The 15,164-nt window shown below is 67.9% G+C and carries 11 protein-coding genes; 5 read left to right on the top strand and 6 right to left on the bottom strand.

The annotated features are described in order from the left end of the window. On the bottom strand, positions 1-230 hold a 230-nt coding region (locus B2U11_RS09875), incomplete at its 3' end, for a pyridoxal-phosphate dependent enzyme (protein WP_292071421.1). Between the two features lie 254 nt (positions 231-484). Between B2U11_RS09875 and B2U11_RS09870 the strand changes: the two genes are divergently transcribed. After that, positions 485-1,207 (top strand): hypothetical protein, encoded by a 723-nt coding sequence (locus B2U11_RS09870; protein WP_292071420.1) that lies wholly within the window; start codon positions 485-487, stop codon positions 1,205-1,207. Positions 1,208-1,421: 214 nt separating this feature from the next. Beyond that, the gene (locus B2U11_RS09865) at positions 1,422-1,658 is read left to right on the top strand and encodes a hypothetical protein (protein ID WP_292071419.1); all 237 of its coding nucleotides are present in this window, start codon (positions 1,422-1,424) and stop codon (positions 1,656-1,658) included. 5 nt (positions 1,659-1,663) lie between these two features. Here B2U11_RS09865 and B2U11_RS09860 read toward each other — a convergent pair whose 3' ends face one another. The 5 genes from B2U11_RS09860 to B2U11_RS09840 form a co-directional block, all read right to left on the bottom strand. Continuing rightward, complete coding sequence (locus tag B2U11_RS09860; protein ID WP_292071418.1) at positions 1,664-2,707, bottom strand: LacI family DNA-binding transcriptional regulator; 1,044 nt, start codon at positions 2,705-2,707, stop codon at positions 1,664-1,666. Positions 2,708-2,767: 60 nt separating this feature from the next. Next, complete coding sequence (locus B2U11_RS09855; RefSeq protein ID WP_292071417.1) at positions 2,768-4,279, bottom strand: tryptophan halogenase family protein; 1,512 nt, start codon at positions 4,277-4,279, stop codon at positions 2,768-2,770. A 7-nt stretch (positions 4,280-4,286) separates the two neighbouring features. Beyond that, on the bottom strand, positions 4,287-5,813 hold the full coding sequence (locus B2U11_RS09850) for a tryptophan halogenase family protein (RefSeq protein ID WP_292071416.1): 1,527 nt from the start codon (positions 5,811-5,813) through the stop codon (positions 4,287-4,289). A 73-nt stretch (positions 5,814-5,886) separates the two neighbouring features. Continuing rightward, on the bottom strand, positions 5,887-9,012 hold the full coding sequence (locus B2U11_RS09845; protein ID WP_292071415.1) for a TonB-dependent receptor: 3,126 nt from the start codon (positions 9,010-9,012) through the stop codon (positions 5,887-5,889). A 47-nt stretch (positions 9,013-9,059) separates the two neighbouring features. Continuing rightward, positions 9,060-11,369 (bottom strand): beta-glucosidase family protein, encoded by a 2,310-nt coding sequence (locus tag B2U11_RS09840; RefSeq protein ID WP_292071414.1) that lies wholly within the window; start codon positions 11,367-11,369, stop codon positions 9,060-9,062. A gap of 355 nt (positions 11,370-11,724) precedes the next feature. Here B2U11_RS09840 and B2U11_RS09835 point away from each other — a divergent pair, with 355 nt between their 5' ends. From B2U11_RS09835 to B2U11_RS09825, 3 genes are read left to right on the top strand one after another with little or no spacing between them, the layout of a single operon-like run. Then, positions 11,725-12,882, top strand: a complete 1,158-nt coding sequence (locus B2U11_RS09835; RefSeq protein ID WP_292071413.1) for a fumarylacetoacetate hydrolase family protein — start codon at positions 11,725-11,727, stop codon at positions 12,880-12,882. Then, positions 12,879-13,637: an SDR family NAD(P)-dependent oxidoreductase gene (locus B2U11_RS09830; RefSeq protein WP_292071412.1), complete on the top strand. Its 759-nt coding sequence runs from the start codon at positions 12,879-12,881 to the stop codon at positions 13,635-13,637. The genes B2U11_RS09835 and B2U11_RS09830 overlap by 4 nt, the downstream gene beginning before the upstream one ends. A 53-nt stretch (positions 13,638-13,690) precedes the next feature. Continuing rightward, entirely contained in the window at positions 13,691-15,124 is a 1,434-nt protein-coding gene (locus B2U11_RS09825) for a sugar porter family MFS transporter (protein WP_292071411.1), read from the top strand. Positions 15,125-15,164: the final 40 nt, after the last annotated feature.

The raw sequence follows: 15,164 nt of genomic DNA, 5'->3' as shown, positions 1-15,164 counted from the left end.
GCGCAGATGGCGTCGGTGTCGACCAGCACGATCTCGTCCAGCAAATCTCGGCACAGGCGGAAGGTCTCGTCGCCTGCGCGGCGCACGGCCACCCCGTCGGCGAACAGGCCGACCTGATCCAGATCGACGACGCGCCCGGCCTCGATGGCGCTCTTCATCGTCGGGGCCTCGTCCGGTTCGACGCCGATGAGGCGCGTCTCGGGGCGCAGGAAGCGGACAATGGCCGCCACCCCCGCCGCCAGCCCGCCGCCGCCGCCGCCGCGCCGAAATCACGCGCCGACTGCAGATAGGCGGGGTCGGCGCCGTCGGACGACGCGCAGAACAGGCAGACGGACGGACCGTCGAACGGCTGGATGAAGACGTCGGGCAGCGACATGGGGCCTCTGGAACTGGGTGAGACGCGGCAGGCATGGCCAAACCGGCGGCGGTCGAGCTAACACGAGCCGAACGCTGGGTCGCCAGTCCTATATCGTCGAGGCGCGGGATGAAACGTCGGATCGTCACCATGACCCTGCTGCTGGGCGCGCTGGGCGCCTGCTCGCGCGGCGAGGAACCGGCGGCGCGCGCGTCGGAGGCGCCGGCGGCGTCCGCCTGGATACAGCCGCCGCGAATCGACGCGGTGGCGGTCGACGGGACAGACCGACTGGTGAGCGGCGCCGCCGGGCCCGGCGCGCGCGTGGTGCTGCGCGGCGCCGATGGAGAGGCGGTGGCGGCGGCGGCGGACGGCGCCGGACGTTTCGAGCTGAGAATCCCCGCGCCCGACGCGCCCGTGCTGCTGACGCCGGAGGTTCAGGTCGGGGAGGACGCCTCGGTCTCGCCCGATCGTCTGGTGCTGATCCCAGGCGGCCCGGCGGCCCTGATCGCGGCGGGGGAGGCGACGCGGCGGCTCGACGCCGCCGGTCCGCTGGACGCCGTCGATTCCGACGGCGCCGCCCTCCAGATCGTGGGACGGGCGCCGCCGCAGGGCGCGCCCCCGACAGTGTCGGTCGATGGCGCGGCCGAGGCCGTGACGCCACTGTCCGGCGGGCGCTGGCGCGTGCTGGTCAGCGGCGCGGGCGCGCGATCGATCGTCGTCGGCGGTCGTACCTACGCCTATCCGGGCGTCGGAGCGCCGGGGGGGACCACCCTGTCACGAGCGGGTGAGGGCTGGCGGATCGGTTGGCCCACCCCGCCGCAGGGCCGGCAGGAAACCTGGTTGCCGGACTAAGGGCGCTTAAGGCTCCGTTCACCAATTCGGTTAAGGAAGAAGACGACCTCTGCGTATTGGGAGGCCACCATCACCGAACCTGTTGTCGGCCCGGCCTTCATCGCCGGGCCTTTTTTTGCGCGCGCGAAAGGTTACGCAGATGTGAAGGCGTCTGGCGCGGCGCGACTCCTCGACCCGCGTTTTTTGTGACAGCGTGGGTTCGAAGGGGGATCAGATGCCCACGCGCAAGACCTTGATCCGATCCGAAGCCGGGGTCCGACTGCAGCGGATCGAACGCCTGGGCGCGCGTCAGGCGGCGGCGCTTCAGTTCAGCGTCTCGACCCTGCGGCGCCACGGCGCGTGGCTGTTCGACGACCGCGACAAGGCCGAAGACGCCTATGATCTGGAAGTCATCGCCGCGCTCAGCGACCCGGTGGTGGTCGACATGCAGCGTCGGGGGCTGCTGGAATAGCGAGCTCAGGCCGGGGCGGCGTCGGTGGATTCGCGTTCGATCAGCGAGAAGGGCACGAGGCGGCCCGGCGGAAGGCCCGTTTCTCCGGTCTTGGACCGCATCAGCAGATCGGCCGCCTGGGCGGTCATGGCCGCGATGGGCTGACGGATCGCCGACAGGGGCGGGTGGCTGAAACGCACGATCGGGGTGTCGTCGAAGCTGATGATGGACAGGTGTTGCGGAACCGAAAGGCCGCGCGCGTTGGCGACCCGCAGGGCCGCGAGCGCCATCTGGTCGTTGCTGGCCACCACCGCCGTCGGCGGCCGGGGCAGGTCGAGCAGGGCGTTCATGCCCCTCTCGCCCGAGGCAAAGCTGAAATCGCCGGACGCCACCAGGGCCGGGTCGTACAGGTCGTGCGCTCTCAGGGCGTCGGCGTAGCCCTCCAGGCGCGCGGCGCTGAGGGCGTATTCGTCGCTGCCGGTGATGAAGCCGATCCGACGGTGGCCCAGGTCGATCAGCCGACGGGCGGCGACGCGGGCGGCCTCGGCGTCGTCCATGGCGATCGCGAACCCGGCCCCCGGCGTCTGCGAGCCGATCCGGGCGAACGGCAGCCCCCGGCGCGCGAGCAGGTCGGTGATCAGGGGATTGTCGGAGTGCGGCGGCGTCAGGATCACGCCGTCGGGATTGAGCGCGGCGAGGGCGCCGGCGACCTCGCGCTCGACATGGCTGGAATGGGTGTCGACCAGTTCGAAGATCATGCGGTAGCCCCGCCGGGCGCATTCCAGCATCCCGCCCATCAGCATCTGATCGACCCAGTCGGTGCCTTCGCCGGAGGTCCAGCCCTCGATCGTGCGATCGCGGTCATTCAGGGCCAGCAGCAGATAGGAGCGCGATCCCCCCATGCGGCGAGCGGCCAGGCTGGGGGTATAGCCCAGCTTGGCGATGGCGGCGTTGACCCGCGCCTTGACCTCCGCCCGAACGTTGGGCCCGTCGTTGATGACCCGCGACACCGTCTGCAGGGAGACGCCAGCCTCGGCGGCGACATCCTTGATGGTGACGGGGCGGGGCAAGGGCGGTTCCTGAGGTGAAGCTTGGTCGCAGGTCAGGCTATAGGGGGTGGCGGCGCTTATTCATACGGGGGCGGCGCAGTGGGAGCGGATGAAGTCCGCATGGGTCGGCTGGTCCGCCACGACCCGCGCCAGTAAATCCGCGGCCAGGTCCATACGCTGGGCCATGCCGGCGAAGTCTATCCGTTGCACCAGCGGGTGCCAGCTTCTCGGCATGACGCCCATGCCGTCCATCACGCTCTGCCAACTGGCGCTGCGGAAAAGGGCGTCCAGTCCTTCGGCGAGGGTGCCGTTGGCGCGGAACAGGGCGATGCGCGCCGCAAGCTCGGCCGGCAGTTCCATATTCCGGCAGGCGCGCCAGAAGGCGGTGTCGTCGCGCTGGGTCAGGCAGTAGTGCAGAATGATGAAGTCGCGGATTTCTTCGTAGTCCGCGATCATTCGGCGGTTGTATTCATCCGCGAGGGCGTGGTCGCAATCGGCGTTCGGCAGGTAGCGGAAGAAGAAGTCCATGCCACGGTAGATCAGGTGGATGGCCGTGGATTCCAGCGGTTCGATGAAACCCGAGGCCAGGCCCAGGGCCAGGACGTTGCCGCTCCAGATCCGGTCTCGCACGCCGGTCTTGAAAGGAACCACCATCGGATCGACCACGGGCCGGCCTTCGACCTGGGCCAGCAGTGTGGCTGTGGCCTCGTCGTCCGAAAGATGGGCGCTGGAGAAGACGTAGCCGTTGCCCGCCCGGTGCTGCAGCGGGATGCGCCAGCGCCAGCCGTAGTCCTGGGCGTGCGCCACGGTGTAGGGCGGCGGCGGGCCGACATTCTCGGTCTGAACCGCCACGGCCCGGTCGCACAACAGCCACTGGGACCAGTCGGTGTAGCCGACGCCCATCGCCTTGCCGAGCAGCAGCGCGCGAAAGCCGGTGCAGTCGATGAAGAAGTCCGCCTCGACGACCTTGCCGCTGCGCAGCCGGAGCGCGCGCACGAAGCCGTCGGGGCGCGTATCGACACTATCCACCATACCTTCGGTGCGGACCACGCCGCGCGCTTCGGCGAAGCGCCGCAGGAACTGGGCGACGCGCCGCGCATCGACGTGAAGGGCGTAGGAGGCCCCGGCCAAAGGGGTTCGCGGCGCCTTGAACGGCAACATGAACCGGCCCTCGCGAGCCATGACGCTGGCGGGGGCGAAGTCCTGCAACGGCCGGTCCAGGCCGTGGCGCCGGGCCTTGAGCCACACCTGGTAGAACTCGCTGATGTCGACGGGCGCGCCGATGACGCCGAAGGGGTGGAAATAGCGTTCGCCCTTGCGCGACCAATCGCGGAACTCGATCCCCAGCTTGAAGCTGGCCTGGGTCTCGCGGATGAACGCCGCCTCGTCGACGCCTAGCTTGGCCAGGAGCTGCAGGAAGGGCGGCACGGTGGATTCGCCAACGCCGATCGTGCCGATCTCGTCGGACTCGACCAGTTCGATCTCGCACTGAAGGCCCTTGAAATGTTCGGCCATCAGGGCGGCGGCGATCCAGCCGGCGGTGCCGCCGCCGACGACGCAAATCTTCTTCAGGGGGCGGTGGGGCGTGTCCATGCGGGGCTCAGGCGGCGAGGGTGGGGTCCAGACGGGCCAGGAAGTCGGCGTGATCGGGCGCCCGGGCGACAGCCTGGGTCACCGCCTCGCGCATCTCGCGAAGGCTGCGGTCAAGATCGGCGGCGTCAAAGGCGTCGACGACCGGATCGGTCGCTTTGGGAAAAAGGTCGAAGCCCGCGTAGAGGGCCAGCCAGCTGGCGGGATGGAACATCTCCCACCGATAGCGCACGAAGGCGCCGCGCGCGCGCCACAGGTCGATCTTGCGCGCCAGGGTATCGGGGACGTCCATCGCCCGGCAGTCGCGCCAGAAGTCGGTGTCGTCGCGCCGGTTCAGCTTGTAGTGCAGGATGATGAAATCGCGGACCCGCTCCATCTCGCGGGCCGACTGATCGTTGAACTCGTCGATGATCGGGGCCGCGAAACCACGATCGGGGAACAGCGCCTTCAACCGTTCGATGGCGGTTTCGATCAGGGCGATGCTGGTGCTCTCCAGCGGCTCCAGGAAACCAGCGGACAGGCCGATGGAAACGCAGTTCCGTTCCCAGGCGCGGGCGCGACGTCCGGGGCGAAAGGCGATGCGGCGCGGCTCGCTCAGCGGCTCGCCCATCAGGTTCGGCGTCAGTTCCGCCAGCGCCGCCTCGTCGCCGAGATAGGCGCTGGAGAAGACCAGGCCGTTTCCGGCGCGATGTTGCAGAGGGATGCCCCACTGCCAGCCGGCCGAGCGGGCCGTGACGCGCGTATAGGGCGCGGGGGCGTCGCCGGGGCGATTGCGGCTTTGCACCGCGAAGGCGGCGTCGCAGGGCAGCCAGCGGGACCAGTCCTCGTAGGCCACGCTCAGCGCCTGGCCGATGACCAGGCCGCCAAAGCCAGAGCAGTCGACGAACAGATCGCCCTCGACCTCGCGCCCGTCCGCCAGCTTCAACGCCCGGACGAAGCCGTCCTTGGGCTTCAGTTCCACGCCGGCGATGCGGGCGTCGATACGGCGGCAGCCGCCCGCCTGGGCATAGGCGCGCAGATGCTGGGCGAACAGGCCGGCGTCCAGGTGCAAGGCCCAGTCGAACACGGACATGGGGGAGGGCGGGTTGCGCGAGGGGTGATCGAACTTGCCCGCCAGGGCCATCTGCGCGCCCAGCGAATAGGCGTCCAGCGGCGTGGCGTCGCCGGTGCGGCGCTGCCTCAGCCAGAAATGATGAAAGCCCACGCCCTTCACGTCCTGGCCGTAGAGGCCGAAGGGGTGGATGAAGTCCGTGCCGGGGCCGGACCAGTCGATGAACCGGATGCCCAGCTTGCAGGTGGCCTGGGTCGCGCGCATGACGTCTTCGTCGCGCAGGCCCAGTTGGCCGTAGAAGCGCCGGATCGTGGGGATGGTGGCCTCGCCCACGCCGATCGTGCCGATCTCGGACGATTCCACGACGGTGATCGTCAGCGGCGTCCCGCGGAAATGCTGGGTCAGGGCGGCCGCCGTCATCCAGCCGGCCGTGCCGCCGCCGACGATGACAACGGAGCGGATACGGTTGTCGGATGTCGGGTCCATGTCGGGCGTGAACCTAGAAGAAAAAAGCGGCCGGCGACACCTGTGCGCCGCCGGCCAGTCGCTCAGGATGAGCCTAGAAGCGGGCCCGTATGCCCACCGAGTATCGCGGTTCGAACTGGTTGCGGCTGTGGAACTGCTCCGCGCCGTCCTCGAACTCCATGTAGTATTCCTCGATCTCGCCGAAGACGTTGGAGCCGTTGGCGTAGATCGTGACCATGTCGTTGACGTCGTAGGTCAGGTTGACGTCCACGTATTGGCTCGTGTCCTGGTAGATACCGATCCCGCCGAGCTCGCTGTTGATGTCCCCGAAGGTCGAGGACAGTCGCGGCGTCCGATAGTTGTAGGCGACACGGGCCTGGAAGCGATCGTCCTGATACCAGATCGCGGCGTTGACCGAGTATTTGGAGTTGTCAATGAAGGGCAAGGCCTCGCCCGTCAGGTCGCGGCCGGTCTGCTTGCTGTCCGAGAAGGTGAAGCTGCCGTCGAAGCCGAAGTTCGACCACAGGCCCATGTCCGGATAGAAGTCGGCGACGCCGATCTTCGCGCCGACCTCGATGCCCTGCAATTCGCCGCTTTCGCCCTGAAGCGGGCCCGTGACCGGCACGCTGCGGCGAATCACGCCGTCGCCATCTGGGAACTCCGCGCCGTTAGGGATGGTCCCGCGGGTGATGAAGCTCTCGATATCCAGACGGAACAGCGCCACGTTGAAAAGCGTCGCGGGGCCGTAATAGTACTCCAGAGCCAGGTCGAAGTTGTTGGAACGCCACGGATCCAGGTCCGGGCTGCCCCCGTAGGTGGCGCCGGTGACGCGACGAACGCCGATGGGCGGCGCGGTCGGATCCTCGGGCGTCGGACCTTGGGTTTCATCGGCTGTCGAGATGGTCACGCCTCCGCCGTAGTTGCCCAGATCCAGCGGGATCATGGTGCGGGCGAACGAACCGCGCAGGCGCAACTTGTCCGTGAAGTCCCACGCCAGGTTCACCGTCGGCAGGTAGTCGGTGTAGCTGCGGCTGGAGAAGCTGTCGCCCACATCCAGGTTGGTGTCCCCATAGGCGCGGGTGTCGCCGGTGAGGTTCTGGCGCACGTCCAGGCGGGTGCGGACCACGCGCAAACCGACGTCGCCGGTCAGTTGGCTCCACGCAATGCCGGCGTTGGCGTAGGCGCTGTCCTCGAACAGATCCACGTCATAGCTGTTTCCCGGGATGATGACGCGATAGGCGCTGCCGAACACGCGTTCCTGGAACGACACGATGTCGTCGAAGTCATGCGGATCGGCGACCCAGACACCCGGGAGACCCGAGGTGATGGAGCCGTAGTCGTCCAGGAAATAGACGTTGTTGTGGTCGTATAGCGTCGTCGGCCGGTTGACGGTGTAGCCCTGGAAGATGGTGGGCTGGTTGGCGTCGCTGATCGGCAAGGCCGGATCGTAGGCGGGGTTGGCCACCTGTTCGCCGGCGCTGCACTGGCCCTGGTTCATGACCACGTCGATGGCCTTCCACTGGACCGAGCAGCCATTGACGTCGGAGAACAGGTGGAAGCTTTCGATCTCCACGCGGCGGTCGCTGTGACGCAGGCCGAAGTCGACGCGGGAGATGAAGCCCAGCGCAGGCTGGCTGAAGTCGTAGGAGCCGTCGGCGCGGACGACCGTCAGTTCGGACTCGTTCTCCTGATTGCCTTCCGAGGAGAAGGCGGCGACGGCGTAGCTGTCCAGATTGGCCATGTACTGCGACAGAGGCACGTTGCCGAGACCACCCGAAATCGGGTTGTCGAACCCGCTCCAGATGGTGGTGCCGGTGTTGCCGATGTTCAGGTGAACCAACGGGTCTTCGCCGATGCCCAGCGGGTTGGGGTCGATGTAGCGTCCGCCGTTCGAGCCGACGATGCCGTTGGTGTAACGAGACGCGGGATAGAGGGCCGCGATCTCGGCCGAGTAGAACGGACCCCGGGTCCGGTCCAGCGGATCGCGGAACAGGGTGAACTGCCGATCCGGCGAATAGCGCCAGTTCGACAGGTCGCCTTGGACCTGGCCGTTCATGCTCAACAGAGAGGCCTCGCCGTGAACCGCGCGCGCCGAGAAGGTGAACGGGCCGCCGTTGTCGTACTCCAGCTCAAGATTCAGGTTGGTCGATTCGGTCTCGGTGACCCGGTTGACGGTGAACGAGTTCAGCCACCAGACGTCCAGGTCGTATTCGCTGACGTCGAGCCAGGGATTGCCGTTCGACCAATTGACGCCGGTGACGGTGAAGTCGGTCGGCGTCGTCCAGCCCAGGGCGCCCCACCGGTTGGAGATGTTCAGGCCCGCGGCGCGGTTGTATTCCTTCTGCTTGGTGTAGAAGACTTCGCCGGTCAGGCGCCAGGCGTCGTCGAAATCGAACTGGAAGGCGCCGTTCAGGCCGGTGCGCTCACGTTCGACCACGCGACGGAAGGTGTCGTAGCCGTGCGGTGCGATCCAGTTGTCGGCGTCGCCGCCCCAGTCGTTGTTGCTGAACAGGCCGCCGCTGATGCCGGAGTAGTTGTTGCCCAGGTTCGCCTTGGTGGACACGCCAGCCAGCATGACGCCCCAGCGATCGCCGCGCCAGTTCAGCAGGGCGTTGAACGAATAGTCGTCCTGGCGGGTGTCTTCGCCCGTGGCGTATTCGGCGTTGGTCGCGACGGTGGCGCCGTAGTCGAAGTCCATTGGCCGGCGGGTGCGCAGGTCGATGGTGCCCGAGATGCCGGACAGGGCGTTGGACACGTCCTGCGACTTGAACACGACGATCGAGCTCATCAGCTGGGACGGCACGTCGTTCAGGTTCGGCTGAGCTTCGCCCAGGTTTCCGGGGCTGAGATATTGCTCGCCGTTCATCAGGGTGACGACCTGGGGCAAGCCGCGGATGTTGACCGTCGATCCTTCGCCGGCGTTACGGCGGATCTGAACGCCTGCGATGCGTTGGAGCGCGTCGGCGACAGTGACATCGGGCAGCTTGCCGATGTCTTCGGCGGAGATGGCGTCGACCAGCGCGGTTTCCTGGCGCTTGATGCTGATCGATTGTTCTTGTGACGCTCGGATGCCGGTGACGACGATCTCGCCGACCTCGGCGACATTCTGGTCGATCGGGGCTTGTTCGGGGGGCGCGTCCGCCGTCTGGGCGTAGGCCGGCGCGACGAGCGCCGAACTGGCCAGCAGGGCCGCGACCAGGGGTCGCTTGTGTAGTCTCATGGTGTCTTCCTCCCTCTTTGCAGCGCCGCGTGCGTTGGCGGCTTTTCTCAAGGCCTTGTGGTGGTCCCTGAAATGGTGGTCCGGCCCGTCAAGCCGGGGTCGCCCGCGTCGTGGGCGATGGCGACGGCGTAGTCGCCTGCCTCGATGCGCCAGCCCGGCAGGCCGGTGTCGTAATCGGCGATGATGCGAGGCTCGGCCTTGATGGTCACCCGCCGGGTCTCGCCGGGCTGAAGCGACAGCCGCGACCAGCCGGCCAGGCGGCGCGGGCGTTCGCCGTCGGCGGGCCGGACATAGAGCTGGGGCACGTCGACGCCGGCGAAGCGCCCGGTGTTGGTGACGTCGACGCTGACGCTGAGGCCGTCTTCGTTCGAGACGGCCAGGTTGTCATAGGCGAAGGTCGTGTAGGACAGGCCGTGGCCGAACGCGAAAAGCGGTTTCAGTCCCTGGCGTTCGTACCAGCGATAGCCGACGTCGGCGCCTTCCACATAATCGACGGCGAAATCCTGCATTCCGGGCGCGGCCGGGGCGCCGGGATTGGCGGCGGCATCCGCGGCCGCGGTGTCGGCGGCCTTCAGCAGGTCCAGGCCGGGCGGAACCGGACGAGGCGGCTGGTCGGCGCTGGCCGGGAAGGTGATCGGCAGGCGACCGGACGGATTGACCTGACCGAACAGGATCCGGGCGATGGCCTCACCGCCGCGCTGGCCGGGATACCAGGCCTGGATGACGGTCGGGACCTGATCGATCCAGGGCATCAGCACCGGGCCGCCGGTTTCCAGCACCACGACGGTCTTCGGGTTGGCCTGGACGGCGGCCGCGATCAGGGCGTTCTGGTCGGCGTCCAGGTCCAGGTTTTCGGAATCGACCGCCTCGGTGCTCCATTTGGTGGCGAAGACCACGACGACGTCAGCCTGGGCGGCGGCGCGCCGGGCGGCCTCCACGTCGTCTCCCGAAGCGAAGGTCACGGTCGCCTGGGGCGCCAGGGCGCGGATCGCCTGCAGGGGCGAGGAGGCATGGTAGGTGTAGCGCGCGAACGAGGCCGCCGCGCCGGAGGTCAGGGGAACCTCGACCGGCGCGCCGCCGACCGAACGGACCTGGGACGACCCGCCCCCCGACAGCACGCCGACGTCGGCATGGCCGCCGATCAGGGCGATGGAGCGGGCGTTGGCCGTCAGGGGCAGGACGCCGCCGTCGTTCTTCAGCATGACGATGCCCGCCTCGGCCGCGCGCTGGGCGACCTCGGCGTGGGCGACGTAGTCGATATCCTGCGGTTCGGTCACGACGGGGGCGTCCAGCACGCCCGCCTCGATCAGCCCGACCAGAAAGCGACGCACCATGTCGTCCAGCCGGGCCTGCGGGATCTGGCCCGCCGCCAACGCCTCGCGGAACGGCGCGTCGAAATACAGCGCCTTGTCCAGCTCCTGCCCCGACGCCTGGTCCAGGCCGGCCATCGCCGCCTTGACGGTGGAATGGACCGCGCCCCAGTCGGACATGACCCAGCCTTCATAGGCCCAGTCGCGCTTCAGCACCTGGTTCAGCAGGAAGTCGTTCTCGCAGGCCCAGTCGCCGTTGACCTTGTTGTAGGCGCACATGACCGAGGCGGGATCGCCCCGCTCGATGGCGATCTGGAAGGCCAGAAGGTCGCTTTCGCGCAGCGCCGCCTCGTCCAGTCGCGCGTCCATAATCATCCGCCCCGTTTCCTGGGAATTGAAGGCGAAATGCTTGATGGTGGAGGCGATGGCGTTGGACTGGACGCCGCGGATGTGCTCTCCGGCCATCACGCCGGCCAGCAACGGATCCTCGCCCAGATATTCGAAGTTGCGGCCCGCCCAGGGATCGCGGGTCAGGTTGACGCCGCCGGCCAGCAGGACGTTGAAGGTCTTGGCGCGGGCCTCGGCGCCGATCATGGCGCCGCCGGCGTAGGCGATCTCGGGGTCGAACGCGGCGGCGGTGGCCAGGCTGGCGGGCAGGGCGGTGGCGACGTCGCCCTTCCTCTGCTCGACCTGGTTGGCGACGCCAAGGCTGGCGTCGCTTTCGCGGATGTCGGGGATGCCCAGGCGTGGAATGCCCGGGATGTGGCCGGCGGAAGGGATCATGTCCTCGACCGGGGCGCCGGGCGTCCGATCGGCCAACGGCGGGAAGTAGCCGTGGATCAACTGCAGCTTCTCGTCCTGCGTCATCCGCGCCAGCAGGCCCTGGGCCCGTTCCGCGGCGCTCTGGGCGCGAGCGGCGGACGCCGGCTGGGCCTGAGCCTGAGCCTGTGCCTGAGCCTGGGCGGTCGGCGCGACGGCCAGCGGAGCCGTCGTCGCCAGGGCGACGGCGAGCACAGAGACGCCGAAACGAAACGAACGAGAACGCATGGAAACTCCCCTGAAGACCTGGACGGACCGCCCCGCGCGGCCATCAGTTGTCAGGAGAACAGCCGCGCCGCGTCGCCAGGCGACGGGTGTGCGACCGAGGAAGCATCGCGATCCGGCCCGCGGCCCGATCCGTCGCTTCTCCAATATCCTCCCTGAGCGGAAGAGTCTGACGCCCTTCTCGAGTCGCGTTGAAGCATGAAATGAGAACGTTCACAACGTGGCGATCCACGGCGGTGATCACGCTGTGCAACAGCGGGTATGGATGTTTCACCAGGGCAAGCCCATTGACATATGAAACGGCGATGAGAATGATAGCGCTACCAAATTGACTGCCTAGAACGGCGGCGGCGAGGAAATGACCCGACTCATCGAAGATTTGCCCGCCGACTGGCGCGATGGCCTTTTCCTGGGCCGCGTGGATATCGGACGGGGACCGATCCCGACCCTGGTTCGAGGCGGGCGGCTGATCGACGTGTCGGAGCGGGTTCCCACCGTTTCAGAGGCGGCGCGGCTGCCCGATCTGGGGCGTATCCAGGGTCGTGATTTGGGCGACTTGGAAGAGATCGTTCTTGGCGCTCGCGGCGACGAAGGCGCGGGCGGCGTCGTGCTGTCGCCGGTCGATCTGCAATGCATCAAGGCGTCCGGCGTGACCTTCGCGGTCTCGGCCGTCGAGCGCGTGATCGAGGAGCGGGCGCGCGGCGACCTGAATCAGGCGCAGGCGATCCGCCAGACTCTGGCGCAGCGTGTCGGGGCGGACCTGTCGACGGTCCGGCCGGGATCGGATCAGGCGATGGCGCTGAAGGCGGCCCTGATCGCCGACGACCTGTGGTCGCAGTATCTGGAGGTCGCCATCGGCAAGGACGCCGAGATTTTCACCAAGGCTCCGATCCTGTCCTCGGTCGGATGGGGCGATCAGGTGGGCGTGCGGCCGGACAGCGCCTGGAACAACCCGGAGCCGGAGGTCGCCATCCTCTGCGATCCGACCGGCCGGGCCGTGGGGGCGACCCTGGGCAACGACGTCAATCTCCGCGACATCGAGGGGCGTTCGGCCCTGCTGCTGGGTAAGGCCAAGGACAACAACGCCTCGGCCGCCTTGGGCCCGTTCGTGCGCCTATTCGACGACGACTTCACGATGGACGACGTGCGCCGGGCGACGGTCTCGCTGACGGTTCGGGGCCAGGACGGCTTCGTGCTGGAGGGGCGATCGTCGATGGGGCTGATCAGCCGCGATCCGCTGGACCTGGTCGGGCAGACGCTGAACGCGAACCATCAATACCCGGACGGCTTCGTCCTTTACCTTGGCACCATGTTCGCGCCGGTCGAAGATCGCGACGCGCCGGGGCAGGGGTTTACCCACAAGATCGGCGACGAGGTGACGGTGACGTCCGAGCGCCTGGGGACGCTGCGAAACCGCGTGACGACGACCGACAAGGCCGCGCCGTGGACCTTCGGCGTGGCGGACCTGATGTACAGTCTGGCCGCGCGCGGCCTGTTGCGGGAGCGCGCTCTTTGAGTAACGCCATCTATCCGTCGCTCAAGGGCAAGCTGGTGGTCGTCACCGGCGGCGGCTCGGGCATCGGCGCCGGATTCACGGAAGGGTTCGCCCGGCAAGGCGCGCGGGTGGTGTTCCTGGATATCGCCGAGGACGAATCCCTGGCGCTGGAACGGTCCCTGAGCGGTCTTTCCCCCGCGCCGGTCTTTCATCGGTGCGATCTGACGGATGTGGAGGCGTTGAAGACCTGTCTGGCTCAGGTCATCGCCGAACACGGCGCGGTGGACGTGCTGGTCAACAACGCCGCCAACGACGATCGTCACGCCCTGGCCGAGGTCACGCCCGACTATTGGGACGACAGGATCAACGTGAATCTGCGGCATCTGTTCTTCGCCGCCCAGGCCGTGGCGCCGGGCATGAGGGCCAGGGGCGCAGGCGTGATCCTGAACCTGGGGTCGATCAGCTGGCACCTGGGCCTGCCGGACCTGTCGCTCTACGAGACGGCCAAGGCGGGCATAGAGGGCATGACCCGCGCCCTGGCGCGGGAACTGGGCGGCGACGGCGTGCGCGTCGTCTGCATCGTGCCGGGCAATGTCCAGACCCCGCGGCAGATGCAGTGGTACAGCCCCGACGGCGAGGCCGAGATCGTCGCAGCCCAATGCCTGAAGGGCCGACTGCAGCCCAGCGACGTCGCTGCGCTGGGCCTGTTCCTGGCGTCGGACGACGCACGTTTGATTACAGGGCACGAGTATTTCGTGGACGCCGGCTGGCGGTAGGGTTTCCTAGGGTTTCACGCCCGCGTTAGACGGGCTTCGGGAGGAATCATCGAATGGCTGGACCAACGGGGGGCGCCGGCCCCGACATCGCGGGGTCGGACCGCGTCAACATGGCCTTCATCGCCCTGATCGTGGCGGTGGCCACCATCGGCGGCTTCATGTTCGGCTACGATTCCGGCGTCATCAACGGGACGCAGGACGGGCTGGAAGCCACCTTCAATCTGTCGGCGCTGGGCACGGGCTTCAATGTCGGCGCCATCCTGCTGGGCTGCGCCTTCGGGGCCTTCGCGGCTGGGCGGCTGGCCGACGCCATCGGCCGCCGCACTGTGATGCAGATCGCGGCGGTCCTGTTCATCATCTCGGCCGTCTGGGCCGGAGCGGCCGACACCTCGGCGCATTTCATCATCGCGCGCTTCATCGGCGGGCTGGGCGTGGGCGCGGCCTCGGTGCTGTCGCCGGCCTATATCTCGGAAGTGACGCCGGCCTCGATCCGGGGACGGCTGTCCTCGGTGCAGCAGATCATGATCATCACCGGCCTGACCGGCGCCTTCGTCGCCAACTGGGCGCTGGCGCGCACGGCGGGCGCCTCGACGGCGGAGTTCTGGTGGGGCTTTCCCGCCTGGCGCTGGATGTTCTGGCTCCAGGTCATTCCGGCCGCCGTCTATCTGCTGGCGCTGCTGGCCATCCCGGAAAGCCCGCGATTCCTGGTCGTGAAGCGCAAGGACGCCCAGGCCGAGGCTGTGCTGTCCAAACTGTTCGGCGCCGGCGCCGGAGCGCGCAAGGTCGGCGAGATCCGCGCCTCCCTGGCGGCCGACCACAAGCCCAAGTTCGCCGACCTGCTGGACCCCGCCACCCGGAAGGTTCGCCCCATCGTCTGGGCCGGCCTGATCCTGGCGGTGTTCCAGCAACTGGTGGGCATCAACATCGTCTTCTACTACGGCGCGGTGCTGTGGCAGTCGGTCGGCTTCTCCGAGAACGACGCCCTGCAGATCAACATCCTGTCCGGGGTTCTGTCGATCGCCGCCTGTCTGGCGGCCATCGCGGTCATCGACAAGATCGGCAGAAAACCCCTGCTGCTGATCGGTTCGGCGGGGATGTTCGTGACCCTGGCCGTCGTGGCCTGGTGCTTCTCAAAGGCGGCGCTGGTCGACGGCTCGCTGCACCTGGACGACAGCACCGGTCTGGTCGCCCTGATCGCCGCCAACGCCTATGTGGTCTTCTTCAACTTCAGCTGGGGTCCGGTGATGTGGGTCATGCTGGGCGAGATGTTCCCCAATCAGATGCGCGGTTCGGCCCTGGCCGTCGCCGGCTTCGCCCAGTGGATCGCCAACTTCGCCATCTCGGTCAGCTTCCCGTGGATGGCGGCGACGCTGGGCCTGGTGATCACCTACGGCTTCTACGCCGTCAGCGCCCTGATCTCCTTCTTCCTGGTCCAGGCGTGGGTGAAGGAAACCCGTGGCCGCGAGCTGGAAGATATGACCGGCTGAGCGCCGGCCGAGCCTGCAATCTCCCCGAAAGCGGGCGACG

It is taken from the genome of Brevundimonas sp. UBA7534 (assembly GCF_002479325.1).
Lineage (GTDB): Bacteria > Pseudomonadota > Alphaproteobacteria > Caulobacterales > Caulobacteraceae > Brevundimonas.
The sequence above is the reverse complement of the archived record's forward strand: the minus strand, read 5'-3'. Positions and strand labels throughout refer to the sequence as shown.

Bases quoted from the DNA above. Each gene is read 5' to 3' on its own strand.
- B2U11_RS09850 (WP_292071416.1), bottom strand. From the start codon at position 5,813: ATGGACCCGACATCCGACAACCGTATCCGCTCCGTTGTCATCGTCGGC.
- B2U11_RS09835 (WP_292071413.1), top strand. From the start codon at position 11,725: ATGACCCGACTCATCGAAGATTTGCCCGCCGACTGGCGCGATGGCCTT.
- B2U11_RS09825 (WP_292071411.1), top strand. From the start codon at position 13,691: ATGGCTGGACCAACGGGGGGCGCCGGCCCCGACATCGCGGGGTCGGAC.
- B2U11_RS09840 (WP_292071414.1), bottom strand. From the start codon at position 11,369: ATGCGTTCTCGTTCGTTTCGTTTCGGCGTCTCTGTGCTCGCCGTCGCC.
- B2U11_RS09845 (WP_292071415.1), bottom strand. From the start codon at position 9,012: ATGAGACTACACAAGCGACCCCTGGTCGCGGCCCTGCTGGCCAGTTCG.
- B2U11_RS09870 (WP_292071420.1), top strand. From the start codon at position 485: ATGAAACGTCGGATCGTCACCATGACCCTGCTGCTGGGCGCGCTGGGC.
- B2U11_RS09855 (WP_292071417.1), bottom strand. From the start codon at position 4,279: ATGGACACGCCCCACCGCCCCCTGAAGAAGATTTGCGTCGTCGGCGGC.
- B2U11_RS09865 (WP_292071419.1), top strand. From the start codon at position 1,422: ATGCCCACGCGCAAGACCTTGATCCGATCCGAAGCCGGGGTCCGACTG.